The sequence below is a fragment of the Rhodococcus sp. 06-1474-1B genome, from assembly GCF_002258885.1.
Lineage (GTDB): Bacteria > Actinomycetota > Actinomycetes > Mycobacteriales > Mycobacteriaceae > Rhodococcoides > Rhodococcoides fascians.
On the sequence record NZ_NOYR01000023.1, the window covers coordinates 545,730 to 560,958 of the forward strand.

The 15,229-nt window shown below is 66.5% G+C and carries 15 protein-coding genes; 14 read left to right on the plus strand and 1 reads right to left on the minus strand.

The genetic code is table 11. The features are described 5' to 3' along the window. Positions 1-9 precede the first annotated feature (9 nt). The 8 genes from alaS to aroB all read left to right on the plus strand — a co-directional run bounded on the left by alaS (position 10) and on the right by aroB (position 9,063). A complete protein-coding gene (gene alaS / locus CH266_RS12805) occupies positions 10-2,679 on the plus strand; it encodes an alanine--tRNA ligase (protein WP_032370484.1) in 2,670 nt (889 codons plus the stop codon). 2 nt (positions 2,680-2,681) lie between these two features. Continuing rightward, the gene (ruvX, locus tag CH266_RS12810; RefSeq protein ID WP_032370485.1) at positions 2,682-3,215 is read left to right on the plus strand and encodes a Holliday junction resolvase RuvX; all 534 of its coding nucleotides are present in this window, start codon (positions 2,682-2,684) and stop codon (positions 3,213-3,215) included. Then, positions 3,212-4,645 (plus strand): endolytic transglycosylase MltG, encoded by a 1,434-nt coding sequence (locus CH266_RS12815; protein ID WP_080729238.1) that lies wholly within the window; start codon positions 3,212-3,214, stop codon positions 4,643-4,645. The genes ruvX and CH266_RS12815 overlap by 4 nt, the downstream gene beginning before the upstream one ends. 1 nt (position 4,646) lies before the next feature. Continuing rightward, a complete protein-coding gene (locus tag CH266_RS12820; protein ID WP_094715389.1) occupies positions 4,647-5,459 on the plus strand; it encodes a shikimate dehydrogenase in 813 nt (270 codons plus the stop codon). Between the two features lie 142 nt (positions 5,460-5,601). Next, complete coding sequence (locus CH266_RS12825; protein WP_080729239.1) at positions 5,602-6,189, plus strand: prepilin peptidase; 588 nt, start codon at positions 5,602-5,604, stop codon at positions 6,187-6,189. A 12-nt stretch (positions 6,190-6,201) separates the two neighbouring features. Continuing rightward, positions 6,202-7,389, plus strand: a complete 1,188-nt coding sequence (gene aroC, locus CH266_RS12830) for a chorismate synthase (protein WP_027496973.1) — start codon at positions 6,202-6,204, stop codon at positions 7,387-7,389. Further along, positions 7,386-7,940 (plus strand): shikimate kinase, encoded by a 555-nt coding sequence (locus tag CH266_RS12835; RefSeq protein ID WP_027496974.1) that lies wholly within the window; start codon positions 7,386-7,388, stop codon positions 7,938-7,940. The genes aroC and CH266_RS12835 overlap by 4 nt, the downstream gene beginning before the upstream one ends. 10 nt (positions 7,941-7,950) lie before the next feature. After that, positions 7,951-9,063: a 3-dehydroquinate synthase gene (aroB, locus tag CH266_RS12840; RefSeq protein ID WP_032365738.1), complete on the plus strand. Its 1,113-nt coding sequence runs from the start codon at positions 7,951-7,953 to the stop codon at positions 9,061-9,063. A gap of 101 nt (positions 9,064-9,164) precedes the next feature. Here the strand turns inward: aroB and CH266_RS12845 are convergent, their stop codons facing one another. Further along, positions 9,165-9,815 (minus strand): B-4DMT family transporter, encoded by a 651-nt coding sequence (locus tag CH266_RS12845; RefSeq protein WP_027496976.1) that lies wholly within the window; start codon positions 9,813-9,815, stop codon positions 9,165-9,167. 115 nt (positions 9,816-9,930) lie between these two features. Here CH266_RS12845 and CH266_RS12850 point away from each other — a divergent pair, with 115 nt between their 5' ends. From CH266_RS12850 to CH266_RS12875, 6 genes are all read left to right on the plus strand, one after another. Beyond that, positions 9,931-11,022, plus strand: a complete 1,092-nt coding sequence (locus CH266_RS12850; protein WP_032388425.1) for a M24 family metallopeptidase — start codon at positions 9,931-9,933, stop codon at positions 11,020-11,022. A 76-nt stretch (positions 11,023-11,098) separates the two neighbouring features. Continuing rightward, positions 11,099-11,662 carry an elongation factor P gene (efp, locus tag CH266_RS12855; RefSeq protein WP_027496978.1) on the plus strand — a complete coding sequence of 188 codons (564 nt, stop codon included), beginning with the start codon at positions 11,099-11,101 and terminating at the stop codon, positions 11,660-11,662. A gap of 1 nt (position 11,663) precedes the next feature. Further along, complete coding sequence (gene nusB / locus CH266_RS12860) at positions 11,664-12,218, plus strand: transcription antitermination factor NusB (protein ID WP_032365740.1); 555 nt, start codon at positions 11,664-11,666, stop codon at positions 12,216-12,218. 141 nt (positions 12,219-12,359) lie between these two features. Next, positions 12,360-12,947, plus strand: coding sequence for a bifunctional pyr operon transcriptional regulator/uracil phosphoribosyltransferase PyrR (gene pyrR, locus CH266_RS12865; RefSeq protein WP_027496980.1), 588 nt, complete (start codon positions 12,360-12,362; stop codon positions 12,945-12,947). Next, a complete protein-coding gene (locus tag CH266_RS12870) occupies positions 12,944-13,912 on the plus strand; it encodes an aspartate carbamoyltransferase catalytic subunit (protein WP_094643175.1) in 969 nt (322 codons plus the stop codon). The genes pyrR and CH266_RS12870 overlap by 4 nt, the downstream gene beginning before the upstream one ends. Further along, positions 13,909-15,225, plus strand: a complete 1,317-nt coding sequence (locus CH266_RS12875; protein WP_094643176.1) for a dihydroorotase — start codon at positions 13,909-13,911, stop codon at positions 15,223-15,225. Before CH266_RS12870 ends, CH266_RS12875 begins: the two co-directional genes overlap by 4 nt. Positions 15,226-15,229 lie beyond the last annotated feature (4 nt).

A 15,229-nucleotide genomic window follows, 5' to 3' on the forward strand; every position in this document is an offset into this window, starting at 1 on the left:
CCTGTATCAGTGCAGACCCATGAGATCCGCAGGCGTTTCCTCGACCATTTCGTGAAGGCGGGACACACCGAAGTACCCAGTGCGTCGTTGATCCTCGACGATCCGAACCTGCTGTTCGTCAATGCGGGCATGGTTCCCTTCGTGCCGTTCTTCCTCGGGCAGCAGACGCCGCCGTACAAGACGGCGACGAGCGTCCAGAAGTGCGTGCGCACCCTCGACATCGAGAACGTCGGTATCACCACTCGGCACAACACGTTCTTCCAGATGGCCGGAAACTTCTCGTTCGGCGATTACTTCAAGCGTGACGCGATCAAGCATGCCTGGACCCTGCTGACCGACAGCGTCGAAGACGGCGGCTACGGGTTCGATCCCGAGCGGATCTGGGCCACGGCCTACCTCGACGACGACGAGGCGATCGAGCTGTGGAAGGAGATCGCCGGTCTGCCCGACGAACGCATCCAGCGTCGTGGAATGGCCGACAACTACTGGTCCATGGGAATCCCCGGACCCTGTGGGCCCTGCTCGGAGATCTACTACGACCGAGGCCCCGAGTTCGGTGCCGAAGGCGGCCCAGAAGCCGACGAGGACCGGTACATCGAAATCTGGAACCTCGTGTTCATGCAGAACGAACGCGGCCAAGGCATCAGCAAGCACGATTTCGAGATCCTCGGCCCACTGCCGAAGAAGAACATCGACACCGGCATGGGCGTCGAGCGCGTCGCATTCCTGCTCCAAGGCGTCGACAACGTGTACGAGACCGATCTCGTGCGGCCGGTCATCGCCAAGGCAGAGGAGCTGTCGGGTCGGACCTACGGCAGTAACCACGACGACGACGTCCGCTTCCGCGTCATCGCCGACCACGCGCGCACCGCTGCATTGCTGATCTCCGATGGAGTCAATCCCGGCAACGACGGCCGCGGCTACGTGCTTCGGCGCCTGCTGCGTCGCATCGTCCGATCCGCGCGACTCCTCGGCGCACCCGACGAGACGATGGCGCAGTTCATCACCGTCGTCCGCGACACCATGGCCGAGTCGTACCCCAACCTTGTCACGGACTTCGATCGCATCCTCACCGTCGCAGTGGGGGAGGAGACCGCCTTCCTCAAGACCCTGACGTCGGGCTCGCGGCTGTTCGAGGGTGCCGCGGAGGCCGTCAAGGCGTCGGGCGCGAAAAAGATCGGCGGTGCCGAAGCCTTCGCGCTGCACGACACCTACGGGTTCCCGATCGACCTGACGCTCGAAATGGCCGCCGAGGCCGGACTGTCCGTGGACGAAGACGGATTCCGCTCGTTGATGGCCGAGCAACGCACTCGCGCCAAAGAGGACGCCCGCGCGCGCAAGCATGCACACGCCGACCTCACCGTCTACAAGGATTTCGTCGACGGTTCGCCGACCGAGTTCACCGGGTTCGACGAACTCGGGTCCGAGGCAACGGTTCTCGCGTTGATCTCCAACGGCGTTCGGGTTCCGACCGCGGTCGCCGGCGAGAGCGTGGAGATCATCCTCGACCGCAGCCCGCTGTACGCGGAATCAGGTGGTCAGATCGCCGACATCGGCACCATCACCGCACCCGGCCTGACCGTCAAGGTCAACGATGTGCAGAAGATCGCCAAGAAGGTGTGGACCCACAAGTCCGTGGTCGACGCCGGCCAGATCACCGAGGGCGACACCGTGCACGTCGACGTCGACCACGCCTGGCGCAAGGGTGCGACCCAAGGGCACTCGGGCACGCACATGGTCCACGCTGCACTGCGCCAGGTGCTCGGACCCAATGCGACGCAGGCAGGCTCGCTGAACAAGCCGGGGTACCTGCGTTTCGACTTCTCCTGGCAGGGATCGTTGTCCGAGGCGCAGCGCGACGACATCGAGAATGTCGCCAACGATGCGGTCGGCTCGGACTACGAGGTCAACACCCTCGTCACCGACCTCGACAGCGCCAAGAAGATGGGGGCCATGGCGCTGTTCGGCGAGAACTACGGCGACGAGGTCCGCGTGGTCGAGATCGGCGGGCCGTTCTCGATGGAACTGTGCGGTGGCACTCACGTCCAACACTCGTCGCAGATCGGTCCGGTCACCATCCTCGGCGAATCCTCGGTCGGCTCGGGAGTACGCCGCGTCGAAGCCTTCGTCGGCCTCGACTCGTACCGCTATCTGGCGAAGGAACGCGCGCTGTTGGCCGGCGTCGCGTCGTCGTTGAAGGTCCCGTCCGAGGAGGTGCCGGCGCGCATCGAGAACCTGGTCGAGCGTCTTCGGGTCGCCGAGAAGGAACTGGAGTCGGTCAAAGCCGCGGCCGTTTTGGCCTCGGCGGGAGAGTACGTCGGTAAGGCCGAACGGTTCGGTGACGTGCGAGCAGTCGTCGCGCAGGCACCCGACGGCGTCGGCGGCAACGACCTGCGGACGCTCGCCACCGACATCCGCGGCCGACTCGGCACCGATCCGGCCGTCGTCGTGCTGTTCGGCACGGTCGGCGGCAAGGTCCCGTTCGTGGTCTCGGTGAACAAGGCCGCCCAGGAAGCCGGAATCGCGGCCGGCGAGCTGGTCGCGTCGTTCGGTCCGAGCATCGGTGGCCGAGGTGGTGGCAAGCCCGAACTCGCCCAGGGATCGGGCTCGGATGTCGCGGGCATCGCCGCAGGGATCGACGCCGCTCGGGCGCGATTGACCGAACTCACCACCCACTGACGATCGTGCCGACTCAGGGGCGAGGCCCCGATCGACCCGGCGTCGACGATCCGGGCCGCGGCAGACGCATCGGCATCGACGTCGGGAGCGTTCGCATCGGCGTCGCGTCGTCCGACCCCGACGGCGTCCTCGCGACGCCCGTCGAAACGGTGCCGCGGTCCAAGGTCAAGGGACCCGATGCGCCGGACGTCGTCCGGGTGGCGGAAATTATCGCCGAGTACGAGGCCGTCGAGGTCGTCATCGGACTGCCTCGGACGTTGCGCGGTGAACGTGGAAGTGCAGTCGACGCGGCGGAGAGATTCGGCCGTTCTCTGCACAGGCGGTTGGCCGGCGTGCCGATTCGCATGGCCGACGAGAGACTGACTACGGTGAGCGCGTCGCGTGCCTTACGGGAGAGTGGTGTGCGCGCGAAGGATCAGCGATCGGTCATCGACCAGGCCGCCGCGGTAGCGATACTGCAGGGTTGGCTCGACGAACGACGGGCCGCGGCGCATCGAGCAACGACGAATTCAGGATCGACGGAGGTCGACGAGTGAGCAACCATGGGTCCGATGATCGGGGTCGACGGCGGGTGGCCCCGGACGAGGCCCACACCGATCCGATCGGGTATCGCGTGGACGAGGGCAGTGAGTTCCACCGGAGTATGAATCGGTCCCGGCCGCCGCAACGCAGTGAACCGCATACGCAGGGCACCCGTCGTGCGGACCGCGAGGCCGGCGGCGGCCCGGCAGTCGACCCGGATGCCGGAGCGATGCCGCAGGCCGTGGGTCGGAGCCGCGCCGCCGGTCGCAGGGAACGCGCCGCGTCCAGCCGGAAGCGTCGTGGCCGAGTCGTCGCCCTGGTTCTCGGGCTGCTGTTGGTCGTCGCCGTGGCAGGAGGGGGGTACTTCGCAGTGAACAAGTTCGGGAATCGAACGACACCGAACGAGGACTTCGCGGCCGGTTCGTCCGGTGACGGAGTCGTGGTTCAGGTCCATCCCAACGACACCGCCCAGCAGATCGGTACCGAGGCTGCGGACAAGGGCGTGGTGGCGAGTTCCGGAGCGTTCCTCGAAGCTGCGCTGCAGAACAATGCGATCACGTCGGTCCAGCCGGGCTTCTACCTGCTCACCAGCGGTGTTCCGGCTTCCCGCGCGGTCGAGGAGCTGGTGGATCCTGCCTCGCGGGTGGGAAACATGGTCATCTCGGAGGGGCGTCAACTCCACGACGCGAGAGACGTCAACACCGGTTCGGTCAAGAAGGGGATCTACACCTTGATCTCCGAGGCCAGCTGCGTGGATCGGACCGGCAGCGGCAGTCCGACGTGCATCAGCTACGACGATCTCAACGCAGCAGGAGCGGTCGACGATCCGGCAGCCCTGGGAGTGCCGCAGTGGGCAACCGACCGCGTCGAGGGCGTGCCGGACCGAGACCGGCAACTCGAGGGTCTGATCTCCGCCGGAACGTGGGACTTCGATCCCAGCGCCGCTCCTGCGGACATCCTGAAGCAATTGGTGTCCGAGAGCGCCACCCGGTACGAGGACACCGGAATCCTCACCGCGGGCAGCAACTCCGGACTGACCCCGTACGACACACTCGTCGCGGCCTCGCTGGTGGAGCGTGAATCCCTGCCGCAGGACTTCAGCAAAGTGGCGCGGGTGATCCTCAACCGTCTCGCGGTGCCGCAGAAGCTCGAATTCGACTCGACGGTGAACTACTCGCTCGACACCACCGAGGTGGCCACCACCGACGCCGATCGCGCCACGGTGACGCCCTGGAACACCTATGCCAGCGAAGGGCTGCCCGCCACTCCGATCTCGTCCCCGAGCATCGGTGCGGTACAGGCCGTCGAGATGCCGGCCGACGGAGACTGGCTGTACTTCGTGACCATCAACCAGGCTGGGGAGACGCTGTTCACCCGCAGTTACGACGAGCACCTGGCCAACATCGGCAAGGTGGAAGCCGGATTCCTCGACAGCGGCCGCTGACATGCGTGCCGCCGTACTCGGCAGCCCGATCGAGCACTCGAAGTCACCGGTGCTCCATCGGGCGGCTTACCGCGCCCTCGGCCTCGACGAGTGGACCTACGACCGCATCGAGTGCACGGCCGAGCAACTTCCCGGACTGGTCGACGGTTTCGGGCCGGATTGGGTCGGCGTGTCGGTGACGATGCCCGGCAAAGTCGCTGCTCTGACGTACGCTTCGGACCGTACCGAACGCGCCGTCCTGGCCGGGTCGGCCAACACTCTGCTGCGGACGGCGTCGGGATGGCGGGCGGACTGCACGGACGTGGACGGCGTCGTCGGCGCACTGCGAGATGCTCGAATCGACGATCTGACCGGTGCCGCCGTGACGGTGGTGGGTGCAGGAGGTACGTCGAGACCCGCGATCGTGGCACTGGCAACACTGGGTGCCGCGTCGGTCACGGTGGTTGCTCGATCGGCCGATCGTGCGACGGCCACTCTCGAGTGCGCGGTGGCCGCCGGGCTCCGCGCCGACTTCGCGCAGTTGAGCGATCCCGGGCTCGCCGACGTCGCAGCGGCGTCGGCCGTGCTGGTCAGCACCGTCCCCGCAGCCGGGGTTGCCCCCTTCGCGGCCGCTCTCGGCCGGGCACCCGTCGTACTCGATGCGATCTACGAACCCTGGCCGACCGCACTCGCCGCTGCGGTCGACGACGCCGGCGGAACGGTTATCAGCGGACTGTCGATGCTGCTCAACCAGGCCTACGGGCAGGTAGAGCAATTCACCGGTATGCCGGCACCACGATCGGCCATGCGAGAGGCGCTCGGCGTCGTTCTGTAGCCGCGTCTGTGGTCGACCGGCGAGCGACCTCGATCTGCGCCCGTCGGGTATGGCTGTGCACAGGGCGGCGGTTGTCCACAGGTCTTTTCGTGACCTGGACTGTGCGCGCAACTCGGTTCGTCTCGGTGCGACGCTTCGAGCCATGTGGAGTCTGGGTGTTGCCGTCACGGTCGGTGCGGTCGCCGGTGTGGTGCTGCGCGTCGTGTTGCGTCGATGGGAGCCGCGTCTTCTACCAGCGCTGTGTGTCCTCGGATCCGGGTGGGCGTGGTGGCGGTTCGGGGAGAGCCCGGATGCCGCGTCGTGGGGGCTGATCACCTGGTGCGTACTGACGTGGTGGTTCGCAGCGCTGATCGCCGTCGACTTGCGGTGTCGCCGGCTGCCGAACGTGTTGACCGTTCCCGGTGCGGTCGTGGTTCCGGCAGTGCTGGTGGCGACGGGTTCGGCTCAGGCTCTGCTGGGCGGCGGGCTGCTGTTCGGCATCTACCTCGTGGTTCATCTCGGTGCGCCGAGGGCGTTCGGCGCGGGTGACGTCAAGCTCGCCTGGTCGGTGGGTTCGATCGCTTGCCTGGGCGGTACAGCCGGGTGGACCGTCGCGGCGTTGGCGGCGCCGGTGGCCACAGCCGTGGTGGGGTCGATCGCGGCGGTCTGCGGATACCCCGGTGCGCGCATCGCGCACGGGCCGTCGATGTGCGCGGCCACCCTGCTGGCAGTTGCGGCGGCCACGACGTGAAAAGATGTTCGAGTGCTGCGCTGGATAACTGCCGGAGAATCCCACGGACCCGCTCTCGTCGCCATCCTCGAAGGAATGGTCGCGGGAGTCGAGGTGACCTCGGACGACATTGCTCGCCAACTCGCTCGCCGCCGCCTCGGTTACGGCCGCGGTGCCCGCATGAAGTTCGAAGCGGACAAGGTGACCCTCACGGGCGGCGTTCGTCACGGCCGGACCATGGGCGGGCCGGTGGCGATCGAGGTCGGTAATACCGAATGGCCGAAGTGGGAACAGGTGATGTCGGCCGACCCCGTCGACGAGGCCGTCCTCGCCGATCTGGCCCGCAACTCTCCACTGACTCGACCACGACCCGGGCATGCCGACTTCTCCGGGATGCTCAAGTACGGTTTCGACGACGCACGCCCGGTGCTCGAGCGTGCCAGTGCGCGTGAGACCGCGGCGCGGGTGGCGATCGGAACGGTCGCGCGGCTGTTCCTGAAGCAGGCGTTCGGCATCGACGTCGTCTCGCACGTGATCTCCATCGGTGCCTCGGATCCCTACGTCGGCCCGCCGCCCGCGGGCGCGGACATCGATGCCATCGACGAGTCTCCGGTACGGGCCTTCGACAAGGCCGCCGAGGAGTCCATGATCGCCGAGATCGAAGCCGCCAAGAAAGACGGCGACACCCTCGGCGGCATCGTCGAGGTCGTCGTGCACGGACTGCCGGTCGGCCTCGGCTCGTTCGTCTCGGGTGAACGCAAGCTCGACGCCAGACTGGCGGCTGCGCTGATGGGCATCCAGGCGATCAAGGGTGTCGAGGTGGGCGACGGTTTCGAGACCGCGCGCCGACGCGGCAGTGTCGCACACGACGAGATCAAGCCAGGGCCCGACGGAGTTCTCCGCTCGACGAACCGCGCGGGCGGGATCGAAGGCGGAATGACCAACGGCGAGGCTCTGCGGGTGCGTGCCGCGATGAAGCCCATCTCCACGGTTCCCCGCGCTCTGTCGACGGTGGACATGTCGACCGGCGACGAAGCGGTTGCCATCCACCAGCGCTCGGACGTATGCGCTGTTCCGGCCGCCGGAGTCGTGGCAGAGACGATGGTTGCCCTCGTGCTCGCGCAGGCAGCGTTGGAGAAGTTCGGTGGGGATTCGCTGGCGGAGACGACGAGCAACGTCGACCACTACGTGAAGGGCACCGCCGCCCGACCTCCGCGATGAGCCCGTACGCGGTCCTCGTCGGACCGCCGGGTGCAGGAAAATCGACCATCGGACGGCGACTGGCCCAGGCGTTGAATCTGGATCTGTTCGATACCGACGTGGCCATCGAACGAAAAACCGGGCGAACCATTGCGGATATCTTCTCGCACGACGGTGAGCCTGCATTTCGCGAGATCGAAGAGCGGATCGTCGCCGATGCCCTGGCCTCGCACGACGGCATTCTTTCCCTCGGCGGCGGAGCCGTGTTGTCGGCTGCAACCCGGAAGCTGCTTGCTGCGCACACTGTGGTCTATCTGGAAATCAGTGTGTCGGAGGGGCTTCGGCGAACGGGAGCCAACACGTCTCGGCCACTGCTCGCGGGCCCGGACCCGCGCGCCAAGTACCAGGAATTGATGCGTCACCGCCGCCCCCTCTATCGCTCGGTTGCCACCGTGCGAGTGCGGACGGACAGTCGTAGTCCGGCCCGAGTCGTGAATCAGTTGGTGGCCAAGCTCACTGCTCTCGCACCGGTGCCCGTTCGCGAAGTGAACGACGAAACCCCCAGTAGATGAAGGTGATTCGATGACAGAGCCCGTACGCGTCCAGGTCGAGAGTGCCAACCCTTACCCGGTGATCATCGGCCGAGGCCTGTTGACGGACCTCGTCGACGAGCTCGCCGGAACCGCGACGGTCGCGATCTTCCATCAGCCACCCCTGGCCGAGACGGCCGAAGCAGTGCGAGCAGCGTTGGCGGACAAGGGGATCGATGCACACCGCATCGAAATTCCGGACGCCGAGGACGGCAAGGACCTCGCGGTCGCCGGATTCTGCTGGGAGGTGCTGGGACGCATCGGCCTGACCAGAAGTGACGCCATCGTCTCGCTCGGCGGCGGCGCGGCCACCGATCTCGCCGGTTTCGTTGCGGCGACGTGGATGCGCGGCGTTCGAATCGTCCACGTTCCGACGACTCTGCTGGCCATGGTCGACGCCGCCGTCGGTGGAAAGACCGGAATCAACACCGATGCCGGCAAGAACCTGGTCGGCTCGTTCCACGAACCGGCCGCGGTGCTGGTCGACCTCGCGACACTCGAGACAGTGCCGAAGAACGAGATCGTGTCGGGCCTGGCCGAGGTGATCAAAACCGGCTTCATCGCCGACCCGGTGATTCTGGACATCATCGAATCAGACCCCGCTGCGGCGCTCGATCCGACCGGCGACGTACTGCCGGAGCTCATCAGACGGTCCGTGGAAGTCAAGGCCAGGGTCGTGGCCGCCGATCTGCGGGAATCGAATCTACGGGAGATCCTGAACTACGGGCACACCCTCGCCCACGCCATCGAGCGACGCGAGCAGTATCGCTGGCGGCACGGAGCCGCGGTGTCGGTCGGGCTCGTGTTCGCCGCCGAGCTCGGTCGTCTGGCGGGCCGGCTCGACGACGCGACCGCGGACCGCCATCGGGCGATTCTCGAATCGGTCGGTCTGCCGGTGACCTACGACGAGCACGCGTTCGCGGATCTGCTCAAGGGAATGCAGACGGACAAGAAGAACCGCGCAGGCCTGCTTCGATTCGTCGTCCTGGACGGATTGGCCAAGCCCGGTCGACTCGAGGGCCCGGACCCGGCTCTGCTCGTCGCGGCTTTCTCGGCTGTGGGGCGCGAGGCTCCGGCGGCCGGTGGTTCCGCCATCATGTTGTAGATCCAGGTGTTGTACGCCTGCCACACGCTTTGAACACACAACGGGCGGTGGTCGATGCATCGGTGCATCGACCACCGCCCGTTGGACGTGTGCCGCGTGGATCAGGAGCCGTCGGCGCTCCCGTGACGGTTGCCGCGCTTGTCCATCCGGGGCTTGCCGTCGGCGTCGACAGCCGAGAACACCTCGGTGTCGGCCTCGCCGTGCTCGGGTGCCCATTGCGGTTCGGCCTGCGACCGTGTGCCCGCCTGGTCCGCCCGCTCGGCCGAGCCCGCGTTCACCAGCTGGCGCTCGTGTGCTCGCTCGGCGTCGGAGGTGGCCAACTTCTTCTTCGCCTCGCGGTTGACGATCTGCCTGCCGACGAACATCGCGATGCTCGCGACGACGAACACCGTCAGGATCGTGAACGCTGCGCCCGAGGTCAGCTCGAAGATCAGTCCGTTCTGGCCCAGGCTGAAGTCGACGAAGAAATCGATGATCCAACTGATCAATCCGGCAAGCAGGCCGCCGACCACAGCAGCCTTCAGCCAGACCATCGTCAGGTCCTCGCCCTTGTCCGGGTCGGGGTTCCTGCGTCGGTCGCGGATCCCGTCGATGCCGGCCCAGACGGCGATGACGAGCACGACGAGGGCATACGCCACCCATCGCAGCGCCGAACCGCTCAGAGGCCACATCGACACCGCTGCCCCCAGCAGCAGTCGAGCGACGACGTTGATCAAAGCCATACCTATGCCACGCACTGCCCACCCAGTCATGCGGCACAGCATATCCGCACGTGGCCGATTGTGTGTCGGGGCCCACAGGTTCGCCGTGGGGGCGGCGCAGCCGAGGCTCCCGATCCGTTGACGGCCGACCAGTAATGTCGGGAACATGTCTGCTGATTTCGGCGCCCGCCGCGGTGCCTTGCGAGAGCTGTTGACCCAGGACGGCCTCGACTCGATTCTGATCACCGACCTGCTCAATGTGCGCTACCTGACCGGCTTCACCGGCTCGAATGCCGCGCTGCTCGTGTCGACCGGAGGTGACGAGCGAACAGTGATCTGCACCGACGGCCGCTACGTCACCCAGGTCGCCGAGCAGGTTCCCGATTTGCGCGCAGAGATCGACCGCGCGTCGGCGCTGCACCTGCTCGGTGCCGGTATTTCCGGTCGCGGCACCCGTGTCGGCTTCGAGAGTCATGTGGTCACGGTCGACGCCCATCGTGCGTGGGCTCAGCTCGACGGCGGCCTCGAACTGGTGCGTGCGCCGGGAGTCGTGGAATCGCTGCGCATGGTCAAGGACGAGTACGAGGTGGGTGTGCTTCGAGACGCGTGCCGCGCCGCCGACGACGCGCTCGCCGAGCTTCTGAGCGGCGGCGGGATTCGTGCGGGCCGGACCGAGCGTGAGGTGGCTCGCGAGCTCGAATCGCTGATGCTCGATCACGGTGCCGACGCCGTCTCGTTCGAGACCATCGTCGCCGCCGGGGTGAACTCCGCGGTGCCGCATCACCGGCCGACCGACGCCGTCCTGGCCGAGGGGGACTTCGTCAAGCTGGACTTCGGCGCGCTGGTGGACGGGTACCACTCGGACATGACGCGCACCTTCGTCATCGGCGAGCCGGCGCAGTGGCAGCGCGAGCTGTACGAACTGGTGCAGCGGTCGCAGGCCGCAGGCCGCGAGGCGCTGGCACCCGGTATCGAGACCGCTTCGGTCGACGCCGCATCGCGGTCGGTCATCGAGGAGGCAGGGTACGGCGAGTACTTCCTGCACGGGCTCGGTCACGGAGTCGGCCTCGAAATTCACGAAGCGCCGGGAATCGCGAAGTCGAGCACCGGTACACTGCTGAGCGGTGCAGCGGTCACGGTCGAACCGGGTGTCTACTTCTCCGGCCGCGGCGGCGTTCGGATCGAGGACACACTCGTCGTTCGCGACGAGGGTCCGGAACTGCTCACCCTGACAAGCAAGGAACTCACGTCCGTCTAGCGCGCGGGCGGGAGCGAATCCCGCACGTGACCGACGGCGCGTCACGCGCACAAACGATTGAGGAGACGCGAAGCAAGTGGCTTCCACCAGCGATTTCAAGAACGGACTGGTTCTCAACCTGGAGAACCAGCTGTGGTCGATCATCGAATTTCAGCACGTCAAGCCCGGTAAGGGGCCTGCGTTCGTGCGAACCAAGCTCAAGAACGTGCTGTCGGGCAAGGTCGTCGACAAGACGTTCAACGCCGGTGTGAAGGTCGAGACCGCAACGGTCGACCGACGCGACATGACGTACCTCTACCACGACGGTAGCGACTACGTGTTCATGGATGCCGACACCTACGACCAGCTCTCCATCGGTGAGGCGACCGTCGGCGACGGCGCGCGATTCCTGCTCGAGAACCTCCGCGTCCAGGTCGCGATGCACGAGGGCGTCCCGCTGTACGTCGAGCTTCCCGTCACCGTCGAGCTCGAGGTCAAGCACACCGACCCCGGCCTGCAGGGAGACCGCTCGACCGGTGGCACCAAGCCGGCCACGCTCGAGACCGGAGCTGAGATCTCGGTGCCGTTGTTCATCAACACCGGCGACAAGCTCAAGGTCGATTCCCGTGACGGCAACTACCTCGGGCGTGTGAACTCCTAACGTGTCATCGAAGAAGTCGACATCCTCCGGTTCGCAGAACGGCGTCCCCGGCGCGAAGAAGCTGGGTGCGCGCCACAAGGCCCGCAAGCGTGCCGTGGATTTCCTGTTCGAGGCAGAAGCGCGCAACGTCGACCCGGTGAATCTGACCAGCGAACGGATCGAACTCGCGCGCGGCGACGACACGATCGCACCGGTCAGTGAGTACACCTCCACGCTGGTCGAGGGGGTGGCAGAGAACCTGGACCGACTGGACGGCGTGATCGCCGATCATCTCAAGGATTGGACGATCGGTCGCCTGCCCGCAGTCGATCGGGCGATCTTGCGGGTCGCGGTGTGGGAGCTCTTCCACGCCACCGACGTCCCACCGGTCGTTGCTGTCGACGAGGCCGTCGAGCTGGCCAAGCAGCTGTCCACCGACGATTCGCCGGGCTTCGTCAACGGTGTACTCGGCCAGATCGTGCTCGTGGCACCGCAGGTTCGCGCCGCTGCGGCTGCTGTGTCGTCGCGTCCCCAGGCCGCAGGCCCGGACGATGCGACGGTCGACTCCGATCTGTGACACACCCGTCCACGGCAGTGTGACCGAACGCTCTGCGAGCCTGGTGGGTTCGGTTCGCAGAGCGTTGCTAGGCTTTACGCAGTTCTAGTGCCAGACATCCTTTAACGATCCGTCCAGAGAGGCGGAGAAGGAGGTCGTAGTTTGCCTGCGCCCGAAAGTTCATCCGCCGATTCTGCCGTCCGTGAGCTGCTGTCCGCAGCCGATGTAGGTCGGACCATCTCTCGCATGGCTCACCAGATCATCGAGAAGACCGCGCTCGACGCTCCCGACTCGCCGCGTGTCGTGCTACTGGGCATTCCCACTCGCGGTACCACCCTGGCCGAGCGTCTCGCCGAACGTATCGAGGCGTTCTCCGGCGTGCGGCCCCCGCTCGGCTCGCTCGACATCACCCTGTACCGCGACGATCTGCGCAACAAACCGCACCGTCCACTCGAACGCACCTCGGTGCCGACCGGCGGAGTCGACGATGCTTTGGTCGTTCTGGTCGACGACGTGCTGTTCTCCGGCCGTACCGTCCGCTCGGCGCTCGACGCGCTGCGCGATCTCGGACGCCCTCGCGCCGTCCAACTCGCGGTCCTGATCGATCGCGGCCACCGCGAACTTCCCCTCCGGGCGGATTACGTGGGCAAGAACGTGCCCACGGCCCGCTCCGAGGACGTCTCGGTACTGCTCTCCGAGCACGACGGGCGGGATGGCGTCAGCTTGTCCGAGGGAGGATCGACGCGATGAAACACCTGCTGTCGGTCGCCGACCTCACTGCGGAATCCGCCACCGAACTGCTCGACGAGGCCGAGCGTTTCGAGCAGGCACTGCTCGGTCGCGAGGTCAAGAAGCTGCCGACGTTGCGCGGCCGGACGATCATGACCGTCTTCTTCGAGAACTCCACCCGAACTCGGGTGTCGTTCGAGGTCGCGGGCAAATGGATGAGCGCCGATGTGATCAACGTCAGTGCCAGCAGTTCGTCGGTATCCAAGGGGGAGTCCCTCCGCGACACTGCGATGACCCTGCGCGCGGCCGGTGCCGACGCACTCATCGTCCGCCACCCTGCGTCGGGTGCCGCGCACCAAATCGCCCGGTGGACCGCCGACCAAGGCGCTGGTCTCGATAGCCGTTCCGCTGGTGCCGGTCCTGCGGTCATCAATGCGGGCGACGGTACCCACGAACACCCCACTCAGGCGCTACTCGATGCCCTGACGGTTCGGCAACGCCTGGGCGATATCGCCGGTCGCCGCATCGCGATCGTCGGCGATGTTCTGCACAGCCGGGTAGCGCGATCGAATGCGATTCTCCTGTCCACCCTCGGAGCCGACGTCGTGCTGGTAGCGCCGCCGACTCTGCTGCCGGTCGGTGTCGAGGGCTGGCCGGTTCGGGTCTCGCACGACATCGATGCCGAGCTACCCGGGTTGGACGCGGTGTTGATGCTTCGGGTGCAGGCCGAGCGGATGAACGGCGGGTTCTTTCCGTCGGCGCGGGAGTACTCGATCACGTACGGGCTCTCGCAGCGCCGACTCGACTTGCTGCCCGAGCACGCCGTGGTGCTGCATCCGGGGCCGATGCTGCGCGGTATGGAGATCGCGTCCTCGGTGGCCGACTCGCCCAAAACTGCAGTCTTGCAACAGGTTACGAATGGAGTTCACGTGCGGATGGCAGTCCTGTTCCGATTGCTGGTCGGTTCGGACGGGGGAGCATCATGACCGCTCCGGCACCGTCGGTACTGCTGCGTGGAGTCCTGCTGTACGGCGAGGGCCCCGAAACGAACGTCCTGATCACTGGCGAGGAGATCGTCGAGATCGGGCCTGACGTCGACGCCGACGGTGCCGACGTGGTCGAGGCGCGCGGCCAGGTTCTGCTGCCCGGCTTCGTCGACATGCACACCCATCTGCGGGAGCCCGGTCGGGAAGACACCGAGACCATCGAATCCGGCTCCGCCGCAGCCGCTCTGGGTGGGTACACCGCCGTGTTCGCCATGGCCAACACCTCGCCGGTCGCGGATTCGGTCGTCGTGACCGACCATGTGTGGCGCCGCGGACAGGAAGTCGGGCTCGTCGACGTGCACCCCGTCGGGGCCGTCACCGTGGGGCTCGAAGGCAAGCAGTTGGCCGAGATGGCCACGATGGCTACCGGGGTCGGTCGGGTCAAGATGTTCTCCGACGACGGCCACTGCGTCGACGACCCACTGATCATGCGTCGCGCACTGGAGTATTCGAGTTCGCTCGGAGTGTTGATCGCCCAGCATGCGGAAGAGCCGCGATTGACCGTCGGTTCGGTCGCTCACGAGGGTCCCAACGCCGCCCGGCTCGGTCTCACCGGTTGGCCGCGTGCCGCCGAGGAATCGATCGTCGCGCGCGATGCCCTCCTCGCTCGGGACGCGAATGCGCGGGTGCACATCTGCCATGCCTCCACTGCCGGCACCGTCGAGTTGCTGAAATGGGCTCGGGGGCAGGGAATTTCGATCACCGCCGAGGTAACGCCCCATCACCTGCTCCTCGACGACTCGCGTCTGGAGACGTACGACGCCGTCAACAAGGTGAACCCGCCGTTGCGCGAGAAGTCCGACGTGGACGCGTTGCGCAAGGGTCTTGCCGACGGCGTGATCGATTGCGTGGCAACCGATCACGCACCGCATGCCGAGCAGGACAAATGCTGTGAGTTCTCCATCGCGCGGCCCGGGATGCTCGGACTGGAGACCGCGCTGTCAATCGTCGTCGACACGATGGTGAACCCGGGTCTGCTGGACTGGCGCGGTGTGGCGAGGGTCATGAGCGAACGCCCGGCCGAGATCGTCGGCCTGGCCGATCAGGGCCGTCCGATCGAGGTGGGCGAAATCGCCAACCTGACGCTGGTCGATCCGCAGGCCGACTGGACGGTGTCGGGCAAGAAGCTCGCCAGCGTCGCACACAACACACCGTTCGAGGACATGAGCTTCTCGTCCAAGGTGACCACGACCGTCTTCCGTGGACGTATCACCGTCCGCGACGGAGTCGTGGCGAACAGGGCAGGGGAGTAGAGCC